The organism is Clostridium punense, assembly GCF_017874425.1.
Classification (GTDB): domain Bacteria; phylum Bacillota; class Clostridia; order Clostridiales; family Clostridiaceae; genus Clostridium_J; species Clostridium_J punense.
Window position 1 is genome coordinate 1 of record NZ_JAGGLL010000023.1, and the last position, 21,099, is coordinate 21,099.

17 protein-coding genes and 1 tRNA gene are annotated in these 21,099 nt (G+C 31.9%); 10 read left to right on the forward strand and 8 right to left on the reverse strand.

Annotated elements, in window-relative coordinates; translation table 11 throughout:
* Window positions 1-104 precede the first annotated feature (104 nt).
* A complete protein-coding gene (locus J2Z44_RS14255; protein ID WP_021282541.1) occupies window positions 105-755 on the forward strand; it encodes a hypothetical protein in 651 nt (216 codons plus the stop codon).
* A 149-nt stretch (window positions 756-904) separates the two neighbouring features.
* Window positions 905-980, forward strand: a tRNA-Pro gene (locus J2Z44_RS14260).
* Window positions 981-1,028: 48 nt separating this feature from the next.
* Here the strand turns inward: J2Z44_RS14260 and J2Z44_RS14265 are convergent.
* The gene (locus J2Z44_RS14265; protein ID WP_021282542.1) at window positions 1,029-1,442 is read right to left on the reverse strand and encodes a hypothetical protein; all 414 of its coding nucleotides are present in this window, start codon (window positions 1,440-1,442) and stop codon (window positions 1,029-1,031) included.
* A 481-nt stretch (window positions 1,443-1,923) separates the two neighbouring features.
* On the opposite strand from J2Z44_RS14265, the gene J2Z44_RS14270 reads away from it, so the two are divergent.
* Window positions 1,924-3,273 (forward strand): [Fe-Fe] hydrogenase large subunit C-terminal domain-containing protein, encoded by a 1,350-nt coding sequence (locus J2Z44_RS14270; RefSeq protein ID WP_021282543.1) that lies wholly within the window; start codon window positions 1,924-1,926, stop codon window positions 3,271-3,273.
* Window positions 3,274-3,484: 211 nt separating this feature from the next.
* Here the strand turns inward: J2Z44_RS14270 and J2Z44_RS14275 are convergent, their stop codons facing one another.
* Window positions 3,485-5,014, reverse strand: a complete 1,530-nt coding sequence (locus J2Z44_RS14275) for a methyl-accepting chemotaxis protein (protein ID WP_021282544.1) — start codon at window positions 5,012-5,014, stop codon at window positions 3,485-3,487.
* 365 nt (window positions 5,015-5,379) lie between these two features.
* Here J2Z44_RS14275 and J2Z44_RS14280 point away from each other — a divergent pair, with 365 nt between their 5' ends.
* Window positions 5,380-6,033, forward strand: coding sequence for an HAD family hydrolase (locus J2Z44_RS14280; RefSeq protein ID WP_031271157.1), 654 nt, complete (start codon window positions 5,380-5,382; stop codon window positions 6,031-6,033).
* Window positions 6,034-6,437: 404 nt separating this feature from the next.
* A complete protein-coding gene (locus tag J2Z44_RS14285; protein ID WP_021283164.1) occupies window positions 6,438-6,881 on the forward strand; it encodes a hypothetical protein in 444 nt (147 codons plus the stop codon).
* 253 nt (window positions 6,882-7,134) lie between these two features.
* Here the strand turns inward: J2Z44_RS14285 and J2Z44_RS14290 are convergent, their stop codons facing one another.
* The 3 genes from J2Z44_RS14290 to J2Z44_RS14300 all read right to left on the reverse strand — a co-directional run bounded on the left by J2Z44_RS14290 (window position 7,135) and on the right by J2Z44_RS14300 (window position 11,235).
* Window positions 7,135-7,932 carry an ABC transporter permease gene (locus tag J2Z44_RS14290; RefSeq protein ID WP_021285160.1) on the reverse strand — a complete coding sequence of 266 codons (798 nt, stop codon included), beginning with the start codon at window positions 7,930-7,932 and terminating at the stop codon, window positions 7,135-7,137.
* Complete coding sequence (locus J2Z44_RS14295; protein ID WP_021285159.1) at window positions 7,932-8,855, reverse strand: ABC transporter ATP-binding protein; 924 nt, start codon at window positions 8,853-8,855, stop codon at window positions 7,932-7,934. The genes J2Z44_RS14290 and J2Z44_RS14295 overlap by 1 nt, the downstream gene beginning before the upstream one ends.
* Before the next feature lie 355 nt (window positions 8,856-9,210).
* Complete coding sequence (locus J2Z44_RS14300; RefSeq protein WP_021285158.1) at window positions 9,211-11,235, reverse strand: methyl-accepting chemotaxis protein; 2,025 nt, start codon at window positions 11,233-11,235, stop codon at window positions 9,211-9,213.
* A 451-nt stretch (window positions 11,236-11,686) separates the two neighbouring features.
* On the opposite strand from J2Z44_RS14300, the gene J2Z44_RS14305 reads away from it, so the two are divergent.
* Window positions 11,687-13,081, forward strand: a complete 1,395-nt coding sequence (locus tag J2Z44_RS14305) for an MATE family efflux transporter (protein WP_152513296.1) — start codon at window positions 11,687-11,689, stop codon at window positions 13,079-13,081.
* Between the two features lie 142 nt (window positions 13,082-13,223).
* Here the strand turns inward: J2Z44_RS14305 and J2Z44_RS14310 are convergent, their stop codons facing one another.
* From J2Z44_RS14310 to J2Z44_RS14320, 3 genes are all read right to left on the reverse strand, one after another.
* Window positions 13,224-14,291, reverse strand: a complete 1,068-nt coding sequence (locus tag J2Z44_RS14310) for an LCP family protein (RefSeq protein WP_021285156.1) — start codon at window positions 14,289-14,291, stop codon at window positions 13,224-13,226.
* Between the two features lie 446 nt (window positions 14,292-14,737).
* Window positions 14,738-15,475, reverse strand: coding sequence for a DUF2812 domain-containing protein (locus J2Z44_RS14315; RefSeq protein ID WP_021285154.1), 738 nt, complete (start codon window positions 15,473-15,475; stop codon window positions 14,738-14,740).
* A 17-nt stretch (window positions 15,476-15,492) separates the two neighbouring features.
* A complete protein-coding gene (locus J2Z44_RS14320) occupies window positions 15,493-15,813 on the reverse strand; it encodes a PadR family transcriptional regulator (protein ID WP_209649715.1) in 321 nt (106 codons plus the stop codon).
* Between the two features lie 547 nt (window positions 15,814-16,360).
* Here J2Z44_RS14320 and J2Z44_RS14325 point away from each other — a divergent pair.
* The 4 genes from J2Z44_RS14325 (at window position 16,361) to J2Z44_RS14340 (ending at window position 21,053) form a co-directional block, all read left to right on the forward strand.
* Window positions 16,361-16,792 carry a MarR family winged helix-turn-helix transcriptional regulator gene (locus J2Z44_RS14325; RefSeq protein WP_021285152.1) on the forward strand — a complete coding sequence of 144 codons (432 nt, stop codon included), beginning with the start codon at window positions 16,361-16,363 and terminating at the stop codon, window positions 16,790-16,792.
* Window positions 16,785-18,515 carry an ABC transporter ATP-binding protein gene (locus J2Z44_RS14330; RefSeq protein WP_031271903.1) on the forward strand — a complete coding sequence of 577 codons (1,731 nt, stop codon included), beginning with the start codon at window positions 16,785-16,787 and terminating at the stop codon, window positions 18,513-18,515. Before J2Z44_RS14325 ends, J2Z44_RS14330 begins: the two co-directional genes overlap by 8 nt.
* Window positions 18,508-20,331 (forward strand): ABC transporter ATP-binding protein, encoded by a 1,824-nt coding sequence (locus J2Z44_RS14335; RefSeq protein WP_021285150.1) that lies wholly within the window; start codon window positions 18,508-18,510, stop codon window positions 20,329-20,331. Before J2Z44_RS14330 ends, J2Z44_RS14335 begins: the two co-directional genes overlap by 8 nt.
* A gap of 92 nt (window positions 20,332-20,423) precedes the next feature.
* Window positions 20,424-21,053, forward strand: a complete 630-nt coding sequence (locus J2Z44_RS14340) for a class I SAM-dependent methyltransferase (protein ID WP_021285149.1) — start codon at window positions 20,424-20,426, stop codon at window positions 21,051-21,053.
* The last annotated feature ends 46 nt before the right edge of the window (window positions 21,054-21,099 follow it).

A 21,099-nucleotide genomic window follows, 5' to 3' on the forward strand; every position in this document is an offset into this window, starting at 1 on the left:
TAATCACATATTCATCTTAAACTACTTGTTTATAAATAATAAAATTCTATGAAAATAGAAGTAAATAAAAGATAAATTAAAATTATTGAGGTAGGAGGAATATAATGAAAAAACGTTGTTTTACTTTATCTCTAGTTTTACTTTTTCTTCTTACCTTAATACCATCAATTCCAAGTTATGCAAGTGAAATTTCTCATTCTGCTACTGAACTAAATTGCAAGAAGATCCTTGACTTTAAGTTAGCTAATCACAAGTTATGGGATGATCATGTTACTTGGACAAGAAACTATATTGTAAGTTATTTATCTAATTCAGAAAATAAGGACGAAACCTTGCAAAGGTTATTAAAAAACCAAGATGACATTGGAGAATCCTTTGGAGTTTTTTATGGAATTGAAAATGGGAAAAAAATATCTCAACTTTTCAGAGAACATATCTCTATAGCAGGTCAAGTTGTGGCTGCTGCTAAATCAGGTAATACAGCTGATTTAGAAAAGTACAATTCCCTATGGTTTAAAAATGCAGATGATATTACTAACCTTTTAAGTAGCTTAAATCCTAACCTTTCAAAGAAAGATTTAAAAGAAATGTTTTATAAACATCTTCAATTAGTTACAACTCAAGCAGTGGCTGAATTAAACAAGAACTGGAAGGAATCTATTTCCGCTTATGATGAAGGTGAAATACATATGCTCAAATTTTCAGATATGATTACTGACGCAATGATAAAACAATTTCCAGACAAATTTAGATAATTACTAGTTCTAAGGAGTTTAACCCCTAACTTTTCACAGTTAGGGGTTTCTTTATTACTATAGAAGTAACTCACTTTTTATACACATTTTAAAAATCTTAAAAAACTGTTGACATCATACCTTGTATATAATATAATATTCTTTGTCGGCGGGGTGTAGCGCAGATGGGAGCGCGCGTGGTTTGGGACCATGAGGTCGCAGGTTCAATCCCTGTCACCCCGACCAAAAGAGAATTACTTAATGTAATTCTCTTTTTTATTTTCTCTAGTTGGATTAATTAATATTAATATGGAGCAATATGAGAAGTATAGCTGCCAAAGCTCCTATGACATGGTATTGAGTAAATTTTCCACTCCTATTTCTATACATAAACTTGTTCATTATACCTATAAATATTGCAAACAGTAGTGCTAGAGCTGCTAGAAATCCACTAAGACTAAAGCCTATATTATTATACATTATAGTAGTATGCACCACTAAAGCTAGAAAAGCTCCCATTCCACATAACCCATGATTTTTTTCTAGTATCTTCATCAGTTTTTTAGTATTATCTATCAGTTTCCTACTACCTCTTTTAGATAAACCTCTTATGAAGTTGTGATAAAATATATGCACAATAAACTTTAAAAAACAAATACAACTCAGTACAATGCAAACTATGCCCCAAAACTTTCCCAAAGCTATCACTCTTTGACTCCCCCTCACAGTAACTTATTTTAATATATGTATATTATTTTATTGCAATAAGTTATTCCCATTATTTTTACTGAGATAACTGAAAATAAATAATAAATTAAAGATGTAGAGGATATTTTTGGTGAGTCATCATAAAAAATAAATAGTGAAAAATGCGAAATATATTTTTCCTAAGCCAAGGACACAGAACCTATTTATAGTTGAGCTCTTAATAGATTCTATAGATGTAGTACTACTGAAAATAGGACATTAGCTTGATTAGTTATTTTTCCATAGTGCCTAACCAAGCAAACAGTGGCCCATACTAACTTATTTATCTTTTCAAGATACCTTGTTTAAAATTAGTATAAAACTACTATTGCTTAGGTAAAATAGATAATGTTATAATTTAACAATAATTCGGAATTATATGCCACTGTCTAATATTAAGTCTATGACTGTAATAAATAAATTGTTTTAGGATGTGTTATGTGTGAAAGAACAATATAGTGAACTGTTTCAATGTTTAATAAAGGCTTATTATAATGGAAGATTAGAAGAAAAAGTAACTGAGCTATTTGAAGAAGATAATATAGATAGAGAACATTTAGCTGCTGTTATTTCTAGCCTTTGCGGTGTTGGGGTAAGTCTTAGCGATAATTACATAGAAGAATTAAAGGAAGCCATTAGAGCTTATGAACTTAATCATAAGGTAGTTAATAAGGTTAGAAAATGTGGCATGGACTGTAAAGTAGATAAAGATGGCAAAACCCGTTGCCAAGAATCCTGCCCTTTTGATGCCATATTAGTTAATGAAGAGGAAAACACAACTTATATAAGCAGTGAAAGATGTACAGATTGTGGTTTTTGTGTAGAAGGTTGCCCTACAGGTAGTATTTTAGATAGAGTTGAATTTATTCCTCTTGTGGATTTACTTCAAGGAAATTCACCAGTGGTTGCAGCGGTGGCTCCAGCTATTATGGGCCAATTTGGAGATGAAGTTAGTATTAATCAACTAAGAACAGCCTTTAAAACTATGGGCTTTACGGATATGGTAGAGGTTGCTTTCTTTGCTGATATGTTAACTTTAAAAGAGGCAATAGAATTTGATGCCCATGTTAAATCAAAAGATGACTTTATGATAACTTCTTGCTGTTGTCCTATGTGGGTAGCTATGCTTAAGCGAGTTTATGGAGACTTAGTTAAGCATGTTTCTCCTTCTGTTTCTCCAATGATTGCAGCTGGAAGAGTTTTAAAGCATTTAAATCCTACTGTTAAAGTGGTATTCATAGGACCTTGTGTAGCTAAAAAAGCTGAAATTAAAGAACCTGACCTTTTGGGCGATATAGATTTTGTATTAACTTTTGCAGAGCTTCAAGAAATCTTTAAAGCTTTAGAAATTAGCCCTTCAGTTCTTCCTGAAACTGAATCTGTAGAGTATGCTTCTCGTGGTGGAAGACTTTACGCTCGTACCGGTGGAGTTTCTACTGCCATTGCTGAATGTGTTGAGAGAATGTTCCCTGAAAAGCTTGAACTAGTTTCATCAGTTCAAGGGAATGGGGTTAAGGAATGTAAAGAAATGCTAAACAACCTTCAAAAGGGCATCCTATCTGGAAACTTTATTGAAGGAATGGGCTGTGTTGGTGGCTGCGTTGGTGGTCCTAAAGCAATTATTCCTAGAGATAAAGGTAGAGAAAGAGTAGATGACTTTGCCGAAAACTCTGCTATAAAGGTAGCTTATGATAGTGCTGTTATGAATGCAATGCTAGATAAATTAGGCATATTCACCATAGAGGACTATAAGGATCATAAGAAAACAGAAATTTTCCACAGAGATTTTTAAAAAACATCCCCACATTAAGTAATTCTTAATGTGGGGACTCTTTATATTATAACTTTTCAATGTGCACTCAGTTGCTAACTATGCACACTAAATACATCAATATGAGCTCTTTCTATTATAATTCTTTCAATAATAAGTTAAAGATACCTCAACAAAAGCTGCTAAAAAATCAGTCCTATGATTCCTCTTAATTAATATTAAGTAGGATATTCTATTCACCTACCACAACAACTAATTCATTTGCCATGTTATCAATCTCAATTACTGAAGCTGCAACAGTTTGCATTGCTGCAACCTGTTCCTCTACTGATGCTGTTATTTCTTGCATTTGAGCTGTTCCTTCTTTAGATAAAGTGTCTATATTTTTTATTATTTCTACAATGGTATTGGAATATTCGTTTGCTCTCTTATTTGAAGTTGCTATATTATTTAATTTTAAATACACTTCTTCACTAACTTTAGCTGTATCCTCAAACATTTTTCCAGACTTTTCCACCATTTCAAGACCATTGTCCATTTTGCTTATATTACTTTCCGTAGCTTCTATTGCCTTATTGGTATCTGCTAACACTTGCTCAATTAGCTGAGATATACTCTTTGCAGCTTCTGAAGACTTTTCTGCTAGGTTTCTAACTTCATCCGCAACAACAGCAAACCCCTTTCCCATTTCTCCAGCTCTAGCTGCTTCTATTGCTGCGTTAAGGGCAAGAAGATTTGTTTGGCTAGAAATACCACTAATAACCTGAGATATTTCACTTACTTCTGCTGAACGTTCCCCTAGTCTCTTAATCAAGAGTCTACTATTTTCAAAGTCCTTTTGAATATTTTTCATTTCTTCTACTGTTGCTTGAATTTCCTTTAAACTAATTTTAGAAGACTCAATGGCATTTTTACCTTCTTCATTTGCAAGCTCTGATTCAGTGCTTATATCCTTTAAGTCCTTAGAAATACTATCTATAGTTGTTGAGGCACTGTCAATATAATTTATAGTATCCTCAAAGGTCATTGAAGTCTTCCCTGCATTATCTGCAATAACTTCATTTGCTGCTGTGGTTTCCTCTGCCATAATTTTTAAGCTATCTGCTGATTGGCTTAAATTACCTGATACTGCTTTAACTTTTTCTAGGATAACAGATATCTTATCTAAAAGCTTTTCATTTTCTTCTGCCCCTGCTAACCCATCCATAAGAGCTTTTGATTTATCTACTACCTTTAAAACTGCATAAGTAACTACTAAAAAATTAATAAAGTTAGCTAAAGATGATACAATCCAAGCTTTTGTTAAACTTCTATCCCCAAAAAAACCATTAGTAATCATATCTGCTTGAACAAAGTAATCTACTCCAGTATAAATAATTGTAGAGAATATAAAGGCTACCTTTATGAATCTTATATCAAAATATAAAGAAGATAATATAATTGGAAAAGATAATATTATGTAAGCATTCCACTTAAAAGGCTTATAAATGGCTGCAATACCTATTACGCAACAAAATATTGCCACATATTTAAACCAAGGTTTATAGTGTAGTTTAAGTTTACTTAGTACAAAACTCACATTGAACACTAAAAATGCTACCAATAGTGGTACTTTCGATATTTCTAAAGAAATTGGAAATATCCTAAAGTAAATTAGCCCAAAGGTAATAGGCATAATTACAACTGCAGTGATAAAAAGTATAAATGCTACTTGTTTATTCACTTCATATTCATTCTTTATTAAATATTCTTTTTTCTCCATGATAATTCCTGCAAATGCAGTTCCCCCCTTTTTCTGTATCTTTCAACCTATTATACCATAATATACTATTTTATTCATTATTTTTACATAACTTATATATAAATACTTAAATATCAGCTAACTATAGTCCTAATTTTCTTTATCAATTATAAATCAATTTAATTCTTTATAACTATAAATTCATGAAATCTCAATTAACTTAGCTTAACTTAAGTATATCCACATTATAATTCTTAAAATATTACAATAATGAAAGCTTGCCTACAACTTTGTTAAGCAAATTATGTTTTATAAAATTTGAAGAATAGGATTTCAGCTTTAATTTCTTGTCCTTTTCTGTTATACTACCTCTCAGAGGTGATACTATGATGAATAATATAAAAGCTGCAATTTTTGATATGGATGGAACAATTGTTGACTCCATGTGGGTTTGGGAGCAAATTGATTTAGAGTACCTAGCTAAGCATAATGTAGAAGCTTCACCTTTCTTAAAACATGATATTGCTCACTTAAGCTTTGATGAGGTTGCATTGTATTTTAAGAATGCTTTTAAATTACCCTATGACGTAGAAGAAATAAAAAATCATTGGAATCAGATGGCTTTTGATAAATATAGTAATAGTGTAAAATTAAAACCAGGAATTGAGAGATTTTTAAAAGTGCTTAAAACTAAGGGAATAAAAGTTGCCCTTGCTACAAGTAATAATACTTTACTTTTAGAAGCTTGCTTAAAGGCTAACGGAATTTACGAATATTTTGATGTGATAACTCTAACTGATGAGGTTTCTAGAGGTAAGGACTTCCCTGATGTATATCTTTTAACTGCTGAAAGACTTCAGGTTAAGCCTGAGGAATGTGTGGTTTTTGAAGATATCCTTCCTGCAGTAAAAGGAGCTAAGGCTGCTGGAATGACTGTAGTTGGCGTATATGATGAGCATTCTAAGGATACTCATGAAGATATAAAACTTCACGCCGATAGATTTATTAATGAATATGATGAGATAAATAATGTTGTGTAAACACTCTAATTTAGAGTGTTTTTCTTTATTCAAATATTATAATAAACTCATAAATTTTTCTAGCCCTGCTATGTTGCATATAATTTTGTTAAATTGCTTATCTATGTAATTCATCGGAATACTGTATGAAATTTATTATTTATTACCTGTTACTTTTTAAAATTGTTCAATATTTCTCTCCTTGAAGAATACTATATTAGTAAGGCATCTTCAAAAAATAACTAAGTCAGTATGCTCGTCTATTTTGAGTTATACTGCGTCAACAGAACCCTTAGATAGCTCCACTATCTAAGGAACCTTTTTCCTTGTCAGCACAAGCTTGCTTGTGAACTCAAAATATTCTTCACATCTTTGACTTGTTATTTATTTTCAGATGCCTAATAGTATTTTATGGAGGTAGAAGTTTGACTACTTTTTTAATTTATCTTTTAATATTCACTTGTATTGGTCTTGGGATTTTTAACTATTTAAATATACAAAAGCTGAATACTCAACAGCTTAAGCTTAGAGTGCTAGCTAAGCAAAATAAAGACTTAACAGCTCAAATAAACACTTTAAATAGACCTATAGATAACTTGAAGATACTCTATCATCCTATTAACTGTCTTCATGGAGAAATAGCTAATAGAACTTCCCTATACTTAAGTCCCCTTTACAATAGTCCTGTATTAAGAATTATTCATAGTGGTGTAAGGCTAGAAATCTTAGATCTTTGCGAAAGCTATGATACCCTTTGGTACGAAGTTAGAATAATCTGTGATGAAACTGTTAATATTAAGGGCTTTGTTAGGAAAGAGTTTGTTAAAGAATTAGAAACTGTTGAGACGGGTATTATTTATAAACCTTAAAAAACTTTTAAAAAAGGTGCTATCCTATTTTATTTAGAATAGCACCTTTTTATATAATTTTCTATTAAAGTCTCACCAAGCAAAGTACTTAAGCTTACTACTTAGGAGATAATTTATCCTCAACAAACAGAACTTGTTCCAGCAAAGGGATTTTTAAAAACTGATTTCTCACTTATAGAGCCAAGTAGACTTGCCATTTTAAAAACCTTATTAAATAATAATCACTCCTTCTTGGTTATTAAAGATCTATCTTTTAATACTGTCCTAATACGCCTTTTTTCTTTGCTATCTTTGCACACTGATTAAAAACAATTATCCCTATTAAGAGATAAGCAAGGGAGTTTGCAATTACTAGTCCATAATACCCCAAGGATATATCTGCAAGAGTTTCATTTCCAAGGGTTATGTCATAGACTTTTTCTATAGTTGGTCTAAAAGGTAACACCATTGATAATATTGATCCCATTCCACTTGTTCCTACCATAACCAAACTTATTAAAAAGTATTGAACTAAGTTTAATAGGGATTGAACCTTTTTAAATATAAGAGCTAGCCCTGCAAGGACTAAGGAAATTCCTAACATACTAAAAATTCCTAAAAATATTACTAATAATATTGGTAGTAGATCTATGTTAAGCCAATAATTAGTAGTTGCCATAATGCTAAATAGCACTATAAAGGAAATTATCAAATTCACCAATAAGTTTGCAAGGCTTCTTACCACTAATACATTATGTAGTCCTAAGCTAGACATACTTATTTGTTCTAAGGTTCCCTTACTAGCATCATTTATCACCCCATAAGCAGTATCTGAATAAGCCGATACCATCACAGTCCATAAAAAGTATCCTATAACAAAGCCCTCTAAAGTCTGTCCTAAATCAAGGGGAGCTACCTTCATACTTGTGCCAAACAGCTTCATTCCAAAAAACATAGCAATGAATAAGGCGTAAAAAGTCATTATTTCTGAAAGAGTATTGAACTTATATCTCACCATCTCTTTTATGGATTTTTCAAAAGATACTTTAAACACATAAAATAACTTCCTCATTATTTTTTACCTCCACTAATAAGATTTAAGTACACTCTTTCAAAGTTAACTTCTTTTTGCTTTATTTCCTTAACCATTATTTCCTTTGCCTTTAAAGCATCAATGATATTATAAATTTCCTTTGAACTAAATATATCTATTTCAAGGAGGGAATCATCATTGGTAAAATAAAAGTCATATCCTAGATTTAGTAAGTAATTCTTATGTTCCTGTGAAATTGGCTCTACTAAAACAAATTCGTAGGTCATACTTCTAAACATTTCTAAAAGGTTTGTCATTGTATCTTGTGCTACCAGCTTTCCCTTATTGATAACAACTACATCAGTACAAATATCCTGTACTAAGCTCATATCATGGGTACTTAAAAGCACAGTTTTTTTCATATCTTTAGCTATATCTCTTAAAACTTCTTTTATATCCATAAAGCTTTCAATATCTAATCCTAAGGTTGGCTCGTCCAAAAGAATAATATCCGTATTGCAAATTAAGGTCATAGCTATGGCAGTTTTTTGCTGCATTCCTCTAGATAAATTATTAACTACTACATCCTTTTTTGCTGTAAGATTAAATCTTTCCAGTAGCTCATCTATATTTTTCTCCACAGCTTTTCCGCCTAACCCTCGTAGCCCTGCAAAGTAACGTAGGTTTTCTCTTGGAGTTAATCTCCAATAAAGATTTCTAGTTCCCTCAAACATTGCTGATATTTTATTTATGGATTTTTTATTATCTTGTCCTTCTAATTTAATTTCACCCTTATCTGGAATTAGTAAATTACAGATACTTTTTATTGTAGTAGTTTTCCCTGAACCATTTGGCCCCAGTATTGCACAGATATGTCCCTTTTCTACAGAAAAAGAAATATCATCTACTGCTGTAGTATTCCCATACTTTTTCACTAAATTATTAACTTCTATTGCTTTCAACCCAATACCCCCAGTATAATTTACATAACTTTTTAATTATAAAGAAACTACTTCAACATTAAATTATTACTCCGCAAAATAGTTTATTAATATAAATACAAAAATTTACTTTCCCCTTATTACTTAATTTTAACATTTTAATACACATAGTCAATATATTTACTTATTATGAATCTTATTACATACAGTTTGAATACGCAAGTTCCTTTTGTGATTTTAATAGGTCTATTTTGGTCCAGACATACCTTCATACAGTCTTGTTACTAAAATATAGCCTTTATCCTAAAGTACTTTATAGGTTTGGAAAAAATAAGAGTATAACTTACATATAGTAAAGTCATACTCTTATTACTTTTTATGATTTTGTAACTTTAAACTTAGCTATTTCCCCATTTAATTGCTCTGCTGTGCCTGTAAGTTCTTCTGCTGTTAAAGAAACATTTTGAATTGCACTGATCTGCTCATGCATTGATGCTGTTACTTCTTCAGAAGACGCAGCCGCTTCCTCTGTTATTGCAGATATATTTTGCATAGACTCTACTATAGACTCCTTGTCCTCATTAATCATATTGATAGACTCACTTAGCTGTTTTATAGAATCTGCTATAGTTTCTGTAGATTTATATATATACTCGAAAGAAGTATTAACCTTGTCTACAGATAAGGTTTGTGCCTCTGACATATCTTTTACTTCCTTCATTTTGCTTACAGTATTATTGCTTTGGTTTTGTATATCAACTATTATACTATTAATTTCTTTAGCTGCATTGTTTGAGCCATCAGCAAGTTTTCTAATTTCCTCAGCTACCACAGCAAAGCCTTTTCCAGCCTCTCCTGCTCTAGCTGCTTCAATTGAAGCATTTAACGCTAATAAATTTGTTTGTTGAGCAATTGAAGCTATGGTGTTTATAATATTGGATATTTCCTTACTTCTATCATTTAGTTCAACTATTGCATCTTCAATATTATTTATAGCATCTTCGTTTAGTTTGTTATTACCCATTAACTCTTCTACTACTTGTACAGCATCTTTGTTTATATTTATTACATCTTCAGTAGAATCCAGCATAGCATTAGTATTATACTGTAGATTGTTAAGCTTTTCCGATAGAGTTAACGTAAGGTTAGCAACCTTTTCAGTTTCTAAAGCTTCTTGAGATGCTCCTATGGCAATCTCTTCAACTGCATTGGTTACGCTTTGCGCTGAAGCAGAAGTCTCCTCCGCTACACTGGCAAGACCACTTGCAGATGTACCTAAGTTTTTTGATATATCCTGAATTTTATATATCAAGTTGCTTATTTCATCAAGCATTTTATTGAAACCTTCACCCAACTCACCTATCTCATCTTTAGTTTTTATATTGCACTTTGCTGTAAAATCCCCTTCCTTCATCTTAGTTATGGATGTTAAAAGGGCATTAATAGGTTTAGTTATTCCACTGGCAAATATTATGGAAATTACCATGGCAGCAATAAGTGAAACAACCCCTATTACCAAAGTATTATATAACATTTTACTTGTTTCTCTAGTTATCTCGTCAGTATAGGTAGTCGCAATTACTGTCCACCCTAAATCCTTAACCTTATTATAGGTAGCAATTTTCCTAACTAACCTATTGTCTTCCTTTAAATCGTATTCTTTATACCCCTCTTTATTATTTTTTATAGCCTCTTCAACTTCCTTTTGCTCAAGAGGTTTTCCTATAAGCTCTTGGTTCTTATGAGTCATAACATTTAGGCTATTATCTAAAAGAACTACATAACCTTTTTCTCCAACCTTTATATCATTTATGTTGTTAGATAAAGCTTCTAGACTTATATCAATCCCAACCACACCTATAAACTCATCATTATTAAAAGTGTTATATACAGGAATTCCCACAGAAACTACTAGCTTGCCTGAAGATGCTGCCTTATAAGGCTCTGTCCATATTACAGATTTCTTCTCAACAGCTTGCTTATACCAAGGTCTAGCTGTTGGGTCATAATCGTCAGCCATCTTCTTTTCTGGATATCTGTAAAACTTCTTATCTGTTGTACCCAAATAAATAGCTTCAACTTCTTTATGAGACTCTGAATAAGCCTTAAAAGTTTTCATCATCAGTTCTATGTTGTTTGGATTTGCTTTAATCTGCTGAATGTTGCTATCCTTGCTCATTTGTAAGGCAGAATTATCGTATTGGTTTTTATAGTACAAAATTGATTGCTGAACTTGCTGTACAGCTTCCATATTTGAACCTTTTAAAGCTTCCTCCATTATAGCACTAGACTTTAAAAATGAGGTAACTCCTAAAATTGCAAGTGGCAATAATATAAGTACTGTAATAACTGATATAAGCTTGAATTTTAGCCCACCGCTTTTAACCTTAATCTTTTTCACTTTTTATCCCTCCCTATTTCCAAGTTAATATATGTATCGACATTTTACTTTAATATTTTACACTATTTTTACAATTTTAAAAGTTATTATTTTCACATTAACATTATTGCAAAAAATCCACTATATTGTAAACTTGTTTGTTTTTATTGTGAAAACTAATTCTCAACAGGTATTCACTCTTACTTATATAAATTAATAAAGCTAAATACTTGTTAAGAGTATAACAAAGTAAAATTAAAAGACCTTCACTAAGTACAAGGTCAATATAATCTTACAAGTTACATGTGTCTTGAAATTATTTTATTTCGCCTTAAATTTTCTATAACCCAGCTAATTAGCCCTTTCCAAGAGATATTCAGTAGGGGTACCCTGGCTTTCGGTGTTGTATTAGGTATGAACCAGTATTAAAATAAGTATTATAGAACAAATTGTGAAAATTCACAAAATAAATATGAGGAGGGGAGCTCTTATGGCCTCTCAAAAGCGCAATATAGATATGAGTAGTGGACCTCTGCTTAGTAAAATGTTAGTCTTCGCATTGCCAATCATGGCAATGAATATGTTGCAATTGCTCTTTAATGCTGCAGATATGATAGTTGTAGGTCGTTTTTCTGGTAGTCATGCTTTAGCTGCAGTGGGCGCAACAGGCTCTCTAATTAATCTTATTGTCACCTTATTTATGGGTTTGTCTGTTGGTACAAATGTTATTGTAGCCCAGGATTTAGGTGCTGATAAACAGTTGGAGGTAAGTCAGTCTGTCCATACTTCTATCGCTATAAGTATAATTGGCGGTGTCATTGTCATGGTGGTAGGTCTTATTTTTTGTAGACCCCTACTTAGGCTCATGGGTACCCCTGCAGATATCTTTGACCTGTCAGTACTGTATATGAAAATCTTTTTCCTTGGTATGCCTGCCAGCATGGTGTACAACTTTGGTGCAGCCATACTAAGAGCTGTAGGTGATAGTCGCCGTCCTATGAACTATCTTCTCATTGCTGGTGTGGTGAATGTGGTATTAAACTTGTTCTTTGTAATAGTTTTGCACATGAGTGTTGATGGAGTTGCCTGGGCAACAGTGATTTCCCAGTATATCTCCGTGTTTCTAATTATGTTATGTTTACTTAAAAGTGATGGAGCTATCCGCTTCATTCCTCGTAAGCTACGTATTAACCCTGAGAAACTGAAGGCTATTTTGAAAATTGGGTTACCTGCAGGACTACAAAGTATGTTGTTCTCTATTTCTAATGTGCTTATTCAGTCAGCAGTAAATTCCTTTGGTTCCACTATGGTGGCAGCAAGTTCCGCTGCCAGCAACGTAGAGGGCTTTATTGGTACTACAATGAATGCTTATTACAATGCTGCTCTTTCCTTTAGCGGACAGAACATGGGGGCGAAAAAATACCATAGACTTGACTCCATTGCCAAGGTGTCCGCTATATTTATTTTTGCAACTTGGATTCTTTTAGGCAGCGCTACCCTAATTTTTGGCAGACCATTGCTTGGTTTATATACTGATAATCCTGAGGTTATTGATTTAGGAATGCTACGAATGAAAGTTATGATGGTTGCATACTTTACTTGTGGCACAATGAACGTATTCCCAGGAATAACCCGTGGCATGGGCTATTCAATACTACCTATGCTTTGCACCCTTGTAGGTGCCTGTCTTATGAGAATTCTTTGGCTGGCTACTGTATTTGCTTGGCACCCTACTATGGTTACCCTTTTTGTATGCTATCCTGTAACCTGGGGATTAGCAGGTCTTGGTCAGGTAGGAGTATTCTTCTACGCACGGCATGAGGTTAGAAAAAAGGCTATGGTAGAAGTTGAAGCTTTGCAGGTATAAAGCTTTAACTGAATTGTATTTTCTTACACATAAGTGGTAAATAATAAAGCTCTATGAAGATAGTAAAATTCTTTTTTAAAATAAAATAGTGTATATAAAAGTATGCAAAATACCTTTATATACACTATTTTTATATGATTTGCTATTTATCCTTACTAACTAGTTCCCCATCAGTGAAAATTTCTTTTAATTTACTACTTTCCTTATCATCATAAAAGAAATAGGACTTAATTCCTTCATAACCTGCTTCTCCTGGAATTGTATGATAGCCTATTTCCTCTTTTTCCATCTTGGCTAAACTCATAGAATATTTCATTATATCAGCAGCATTTAAATCTGTTTCAATATACTTTGGAAGCATTGTTAAAATACCTGGAATTTTTGGTATTATTGATGGACTTTGAACCTTACCTATTACCGTATTAAAAAATCCCTGCATATGTTTAATTCTATCTAAATCCCCATTTAAGTATCCTGTGTCATCATTATTTTTTCTCCATCTAATAAAGTCTTCTGCTTGTTTGCCATCAAGTAGTTGTGGTTTATCACTTTTACTAAGGTTTATATGGAGGTTTTGAATTTTGTCATCGTAGAACATATCCCTATCCACAACTACTTCTATACCACCTAGAGCATCTATAAACTTTCTAAAGGCTATAGTATCAACCTTTACATAATGATCTATTTTAATACTTAATAAGTCTTCAACAGTCTTTACAGCTAAAGGAACTTTTCCTAGAAAATGAGCATCATTGATTTTCTTAGTGCTTCCATTAATTTGAACTTTAGTATCCCTTGGAATTGATATAACATCATACTTTTTTTCTTTGTGATTATAGTGAACTACCATCATTGTGTCAGTTCTTCTTGGATCATTTTTATTATTTTCATCTCCGTCTCCATTATCTACCCCTACCACTAGAAAATTAGTAGATTTATTTATTTCATCTTCCTTATTTTTATTACTACTGTCTTCACTATTTTGTCCTAATCCATCAGAAGCCTTTTCTTCCTTCAAGGCAACCGAGTTATTACTAAAGCTTTGTAAATAAGCATATCCTCCTGCGGTGAGTACTGCTAAAGCAACACCTAAGGCTAATACTACTTTAAAAAATATAGATTTTCCTTTCTTTTTTATTTTTACATCTTCTTGATTTTCATCTATATGCTGGTCATTGAAATTATTATGGTTTATATCTTTACGATTCATCTCGCCACCCCAATTATAAAAATTAATTTTCCAAGACTTTTCTCCATGAAAATTACTTCATATAAAAACCTTGAAATAAGAAATATACACTCTACACTAACAAGCCTATCTACCACTTTTAGATAAGCTCCATAATTACTATTTAAATTCTATTTTTTATTTATAATATTTATCCTCTTATACCTCCTCTAATAATTAGACGGTTAACTTGGACAAAAGGTTCCATACTATAAAAAGTTTATTGTTTGTTCATATATATTCATCAGTGATTCTAACTTAGATTTAAAGTGAAAATAAAAAGAGAATATGAAATTAATTCCACATTCTCCCTTAAAGCTCATATCGTAAATTGTTCAATTAACTTTAGCTACAAAACTATTATCGACTGTTATTGTTTATTAATTTACCAAGTTATTGCCTCATTGACTTCAAAACAAAATCACTTCTTAATTCTCCACTTTTAAAGACTTTTTATATTTTTTATATTCTCTTATTGCTGAACTAACATACCATATACCTAAAATCAGCCCAACTGGTCCCCATCCCTCTTTATCCATTAAATCTACTATTCCTGTAGCTAATAATACCAAACCTGAAAACCCATATATCTTCCACATACTTTTACTACTTATCAATTCACTATTACATTTGCCATACTTTTTCATTTGTTTAATCCTAGAATTATAGGCTATATAAGGCATGAAATTGAAAATAAATATAACAAAATTAACTAATAACAATAGCTCAAGAATTATAAATATGGGTTTTATAAAAATAGCAGAAAGTACTAATAAAGCTATTAATACTAGGCCTATTACGGAAGATACAATTGATCCCTTTTTCATTTGGTTTCTCATTTTTATATACTTATCTATTTCAGTTTTGCTATCGCTGTAAATAGGCTTAGTACCTTCCTGTGCTGAAAAAATGTACATTTGATTTTCTACAGAAACCACAGGAGTCCAGCCTGCTTCCTTAAAAATATCAAAATACTCTTCATTTGCTTCATTTTGATAATCTAAACTATACACTATATTTTGAGGCTCAGCTTTTCTTAGTTTATAGAAAAATCCCCCTACTATTTTATCTAGTATCCAGCCTTCCTTTGCATAGTTTTTAAGTTTTTCCATATCACTCTCTTCAGTGAAGGCAAAGCCTCCAATCATTACATATTTATTCTTCATAAAAATACCCCCTTTTTCTACCCTAAAAAATTCTCTGCAAATTTAATCATTTGCTTTTTTCTTTCAATTTCCTTTTTCAGCATTTCTGTGCCCTTGTCCGTAATTTTGTATACTTTTTTACTTTCATCAGTGTCAGAACTTAATTCTACTAACTCTGCTGCTAAAAGTTTTTTTAATGTGGTGTAAAGTGATGCTGGTCCAATGACAACTTCATTATTAGTAAACTTTTCAATAGTTTTCATAATTAAATAGCCATGCTTTTCTTCAATAACACTAGATAGGATGTAAAAAGCTGAATCTGTTAATTCCCCAATATCAATTGAATCTTTTCTTGGCATAAAATTCTCCTTAATCTTTTATATCATTAAATAATATATCATTAAATATAATATATCATTTAATGATATACTTGTCAAATACTTACACAATTGTTTTATTATTATATTTGTTAATTTTTTATAAGATTACTTTTATATTTACCTTTATAAATTAGAACCCACTCACATTATTCCGCAATCTATACAGATAATTATTTTCTAAGTCCAAATTGTTTTGAAGTTATATTGTCTTTTAATTTTAAGACAATTTTATCCATACATTTACAATCCTTAGAAATACTGCGCAACAATTTATCTTCTCCCTTTATTCCCTTGCATCTATTACTAACTTTCTTCATCTTATAAATTTATAAAAACTAAATTGAAGACTTACTTAAATCTAATCCTTGCTTAGTTTCATTAAAATTTTTGAGACTGAAGAAAATTTTTTTGCTTTGGAAGTCTTTACAGTGGGAAAAAATTTGTGGTAAAATTAAGTTAGATATCTAACTATTAGATGTATAACTGTTTGAGGTCTAAGTATTAAATATTATATTTGGAGGTACTTATGAAAGATTTACATAAAGCAATTATAAAACTATCAAAAACTCATAGAAAGCTTGCTTTCAGGGAGTTTGCTAAGATTGACTTAACAGAAGGACAGCCTAAAATACTAAGTTTTCTTGCGAAAAATAATGGATGTATTCAAAAGGATATTGCTGACAATTGTAGGATTAAACCTGCAACTGTAACCAGTGTGCTTTCTAACATGGAAAAAGCAGGCCTTATTTATAGAAGCCAAAATAGCGAAAACCGAAGGATATTAAACGTTTTTTTAACAGATAAGGGAGTAAAGGCTCAAAAGCAGGTTGGAGTGATATTTAACAAAATAGATGATCTTTGTTTTAAGGGTTTTTCAGAAGAAGAAAAGCTTCAGGCTATTGAATTATTAGATAGAATTCAAAATAATTTAGATGGAAGTGAAGATGATAATGATTAAGCTATTAAGATTTTTAAAAGGTAGTGCAATTCTTTGCGCAATTATTGCACCTTTAATGATGCTCCTAGAGGTTTCTATGGATTTAATGCAACCAACTTTTATGTCTCAAATAATAGATGTTGGTGTAGCTGGTAGCAATACCCCCTATATTTTATCTATAGGAGGCAACATGCTTTTAGCTGCATTTCTTGGATTAATAGGTGGCAGTGGCTGCTCCTTTTTTGCGTCTATTGCTACCATGAAGCTAGGGCAAAATTTAAGACAAGGGTTGTTTAACAAAATTCAAACCTTATCCTTTCATGAAATTGATACCTTAAAAACTTCCTCACTAATTACCATGTTAACCAATGATGTAACACAAGTTCAAAACATGATGCTCACTGCCTTAAGAATAATGGTTAGAGCACCCTTTCTTTGCATAGGCAGTATTATAATGTCCTATTACCTTAGCCCAAAACTTGCAACCATATATTTAATAGCCTTACCTATAATAATTCTTGCTATAATTTTTATACTAAAGTATTCTTATCCCCTTTTTCTATTGCTCCAAAGCAAACTTGATAACATAAATCTTGTTATGAGAGAAAATATCTTGGGAGTAAAGGTAATAAAGGTATTCAATATTATAGATAAGCAGCTTCATAGATTTAACCTAGCTAATGAGGAGCTAAAAAATGCAAATATTAAAGCACAAAATGTAAATATGATTCTCTGGCCAATTGTATCCTTTGTAATGAACCTTACTGTAATAGCTGTTATTTGGTTTGGGGGCATTATGGTGAGTAAAGACCTTCTTCAAGTGGGAATTATAATGGCTTTTATAAATTATATTACTCAAACCATGAATTCTCTTATAGCCTTAATAACCATAGTAATCAACTATTCTAGGGCAAAGGCCTCTGCAGATAGAATCAATAAAGTATTTTCCATGGTTCCCTCTATTAAAAATAAGGAGCAGGCTAAAAACTTTGATAACTATGAAATAGAATTTAAAAATGTTTCCTTTAAATATAATGAGACTAGTGAATACGTACTAAAGAATATTAATTTTAATATTAACCAAGGAGAAAAAGTAGGCATAATTGGAAGCACAGGTTCTGGTAAAAGCACTTTAGTAAGCCTCATTGCAAGGTTATACGATGCTACAGATGGGGAAGTGCTAATAGGCGGAATGAATATAAAAGATATAAACCTAACTCAACTTAGAGAAAATATAAGTCTAGTTTCTCAGGAAAACACTATCTTCTCTGGAACCATAGAGGATAACATAAAGTTTGGTAATCTATCCGCGGATGAAAATCTACTCATTGAAACTTCCAAGGATGCAGAAGCTTATGACTTTATAATGAAGAAAGAAAAGGATTTTCAAAGTAATATTGAGCAAAGAGGTCACAATCTTTCTGGTGGCCAAAAGCAGCGTATTTGCATAGCTAGAGCATTGATAAAAAATAGTAAAATCTTCATCATGGATGATTCAACTAGTGCACTAGACATGGCAACAGAAGCAAGGCTTCAAAACTCCATAAAGAAAAGACTTAAGGATAAAACCATGATTGTTATTGCTCAAAGGATTTCAGGAGTTATGGATGCAGATAAAATTATTGTAATTGATAATGGTGAAATTAGCGCCATTGGTTCTCATGACTATTTAATGAATAACAATGAAATTTATAGAAGTATAGCTATTTCACAGCTAGGAGAGGATGTGAAGAAGATTGGCTAGTCAAAAGGAATTTTCAATACAAAGACCTGGAGTTGACCACAGCAGTAGATTCAATAGAAAAAAAGAAAAACTAAAGGATCCTATAGGAACTACCTGGCGAATTCTTCGATATTTAGGTAGTAAAAAGTGGGCTCTAGCTATTATCTTTACCCTTTCTTTCATAGTAACCATAACTTCCATTGTGGGAACAAGGATTAATGGCTATGCCATAGACAAATATATTCAAAATAAAAATTTAACTGGTCTTGCGTATATTTGCTTGGTTTTAAGTATCATATACCTGGTAAACATTGCAGCTACCTTCTTCCAAAATAGATTAATGGTTTATATTTCTCAACTTACCTCTTCAAATATTAGAAAGGATTTATTTGTAAGCATTCAAAGTCTTCCATTAAAATATTTTGATACCCATTCTAGTGGGGATATTATGAGTAGGTTAACTAATGACGTAGACAATATTAGTATGACCCTATCCCAAAGTGTAACTCAATTTTTCTCAGGAGTTATAAATATAGTGGGAATGCTTATTGCTATGCTTATATTAAGCCCTTCTCTTACAGTGGTTACCCTTATTACCACTCCACTTATGCTGATTATTACAAAAGTCCTTGTGGCAAAAACTCAACCTTTCTTTGTAAAACAACAAAGGGAGCTAGGTAATCTTAATGGCTATATTGAAGAAATAATTTCAGCACAAAAAACTGTAATTTTATTTTCAGAAGAGGAAAGAGTAAAGGAGCAATTTGCAGAGATAAATAAAAGATTGACTAATAGTGCAATTTTTGCTCAAGGCTTTTCTGGATTTATGGGACCAGTAAATAACTTTATAAATAATTTATCCTATCTTATAGTTGCAGTCTTTGGTGGGTACTTAGCTATCTCTGGCAAGGGCGGTCTAACTGTAGGAATCATTCTAACCTTTATTATTTATATGAGAAGCTTTACTAGACCAATCAATGAAATATTAAATCTGTTTAACACTATACAAAGTGCCTTAGCAGGTGGGGAACGAGTTTTTGACATTATAGATGAGGATAAGGAAAAAGATGCTTTAAATGCTGAAGACATTAAGTCTCTTGAAGGTAATGTGAAATTTGAGAAAGTAAATTTTTCTTACACTAAGGATAAAAAAATCTTAGAAAACTTGAGCCTAGAGGCAGAAAAAGGGAGCTTAGTTGCAGTGGTAGGACCTACTGGCTCTGGTAAAACCACCATAATAAACTTATTAACCAACTTTTATGACATCGATAGCGGAAGTATATTTATTGATAATAAAGATATAAACACTATTAAAAAGGAAAGCCTACGACGAAATGTATCCATGGTACTACAAGATACTTTCCTATTTTCAGAAACAGTTATGGAAAACATAAGATATGGAAATATTACAGCAAGTGATGAAGAGGTTATAGAAGCAGCAAAGCTAGCAAATGCTCATAATTTTATTATGCAGTTGCCTAATGGATACAACACCGTCTTATCTGACAATGGCAATGATTTATCCCATGGTCAAAGACAGCTTTTAGCTATTGCTAGAGCAAGTTTAGCTAAGTCTTCTATATTAATATTAGATGAAGCCACCTCCTCCATCGACACTCGTACAGAGATGGAAATCCAAACGGCTCTACTGAATCTAATGAAGGGGAAAACTACTTTTGTTATAGCTCATAGATTGAGTACTATTAAGAATGCTAATAAAATAATAGTTCTCATGGATGGAAAAATTGTTGAAACAGGAACTCATAATGGGCTTATTGAAAAGGGTGGCTTCTATGCGGATTTATATAATAGTCAGTTTAGAACAGGGTTAGCTTAAAAAATAGCCACACTTATATTCAAAGTAAAACTTTATATACTAGTGAAAACTTCTGCACTACTTAGTGTAATAAACTTAAAGGAGAAATACGTATGACGGAATTCTGGGAAGCAAGTTTTATAGAAAAGCAAATGATGTGGGGCCTTGAGCCTTCACACTCAGCTATCCTAACAAAAGACCTTTTTCATAAAGAAAAGGCTAAAGATATATTAATACCAGGCATTGGTTATGGAAGAAATGCAAAGATCTTTTCTGATAATGGAATGAATGTAACTGGTATTGAAATATCAAAAACAGCCATTGATTTAGCAGAACAAAATGGACTTGATGCTAAGATTTATCATGGTTCAGTAACAGATATGCCTTTTGATGACAAACTTTATGATGGCATATTCTGTTATGGGCTTATCCACTTACTAAATGAAGATGAAAGAAGTAAACTAATAAAAGATTGCTATAATCAGCTAAAACCAAATGGGTATATGATATTCACAGCGGTTTCAAAAAAAGCTCCAATGTACGGAAAAGGCACACAATTAGCCAAAGATTATTTCGAGACCACCTATGGGGTAAAACTATTTTTTTATGATGCTGACTCAGTAAAACACGAATTTGGAAAGTATGGATTAGTAGAAGTTTCAGAAATTGACGAGCAGGATGGTCATAAAAATCATAAGCCTCCAATGACCTTTACTTTTATAAAGTGTAAAAAGCAAAGCTAAAGATAACTATTTAGTTAGTTTTACTACAGCCCTATGGAGTTTATTA

What these genes read in the sequence shown, in the direction of transcription:
- J2Z44_RS14330 (WP_031271903.1), top strand. Translation starts at nt 16,785, where the DNA reads ATGATTAAGCTATTAAGATTTTTAAAAGGTAGTGCAATTCTTTGCGCA.
- J2Z44_RS14340 (WP_021285149.1), top strand. Translation starts at nt 20,424, where the DNA reads ATGACGGAATTCTGGGAAGCAAGTTTTATAGAAAAGCAAATGATGTGG.
- J2Z44_RS14320 (WP_209649715.1), bottom strand. Translation starts at nt 15,813, where the DNA reads ATGCCAAGAAAAGATTCAATTGATATTGGGGAATTAACAGATTCAGCT.
- J2Z44_RS14315 (WP_021285154.1), bottom strand. Translation starts at nt 15,475, where the DNA reads ATGAAGAATAAATATGTAATGATTGGAGGCTTTGCCTTCACTGAAGAG.
- J2Z44_RS14255 (WP_021282541.1), top strand. Translation starts at nt 105, where the DNA reads ATGAAAAAACGTTGTTTTACTTTATCTCTAGTTTTACTTTTTCTTCTT.
- J2Z44_RS14280 (WP_031271157.1), top strand. Translation starts at nt 5,380, where the DNA reads ATGATGAATAATATAAAAGCTGCAATTTTTGATATGGATGGAACAATT.
- J2Z44_RS14290 (WP_021285160.1), bottom strand. Translation starts at nt 7,932, where the DNA reads ATGAGGAAGTTATTTTATGTGTTTAAAGTATCTTTTGAAAAATCCATA.
- J2Z44_RS14275 (WP_021282544.1), bottom strand. Translation starts at nt 5,014, where the DNA reads ATGGAGAAAAAAGAATATTTAATAAAGAATGAATATGAAGTGAATAAA.
- J2Z44_RS14310 (WP_021285156.1), bottom strand. Translation starts at nt 14,291, where the DNA reads ATGAATCGTAAAGATATAAACCATAATAATTTCAATGACCAGCATATA.
- J2Z44_RS14325 (WP_021285152.1), top strand. Translation starts at nt 16,361, where the DNA reads ATGAAAGATTTACATAAAGCAATTATAAAACTATCAAAAACTCATAGA.
- J2Z44_RS14305 (WP_152513296.1), top strand. Translation starts at nt 11,687, where the DNA reads ATGAGGAGGGGAGCTCTTATGGCCTCTCAAAAGCGCAATATAGATATG.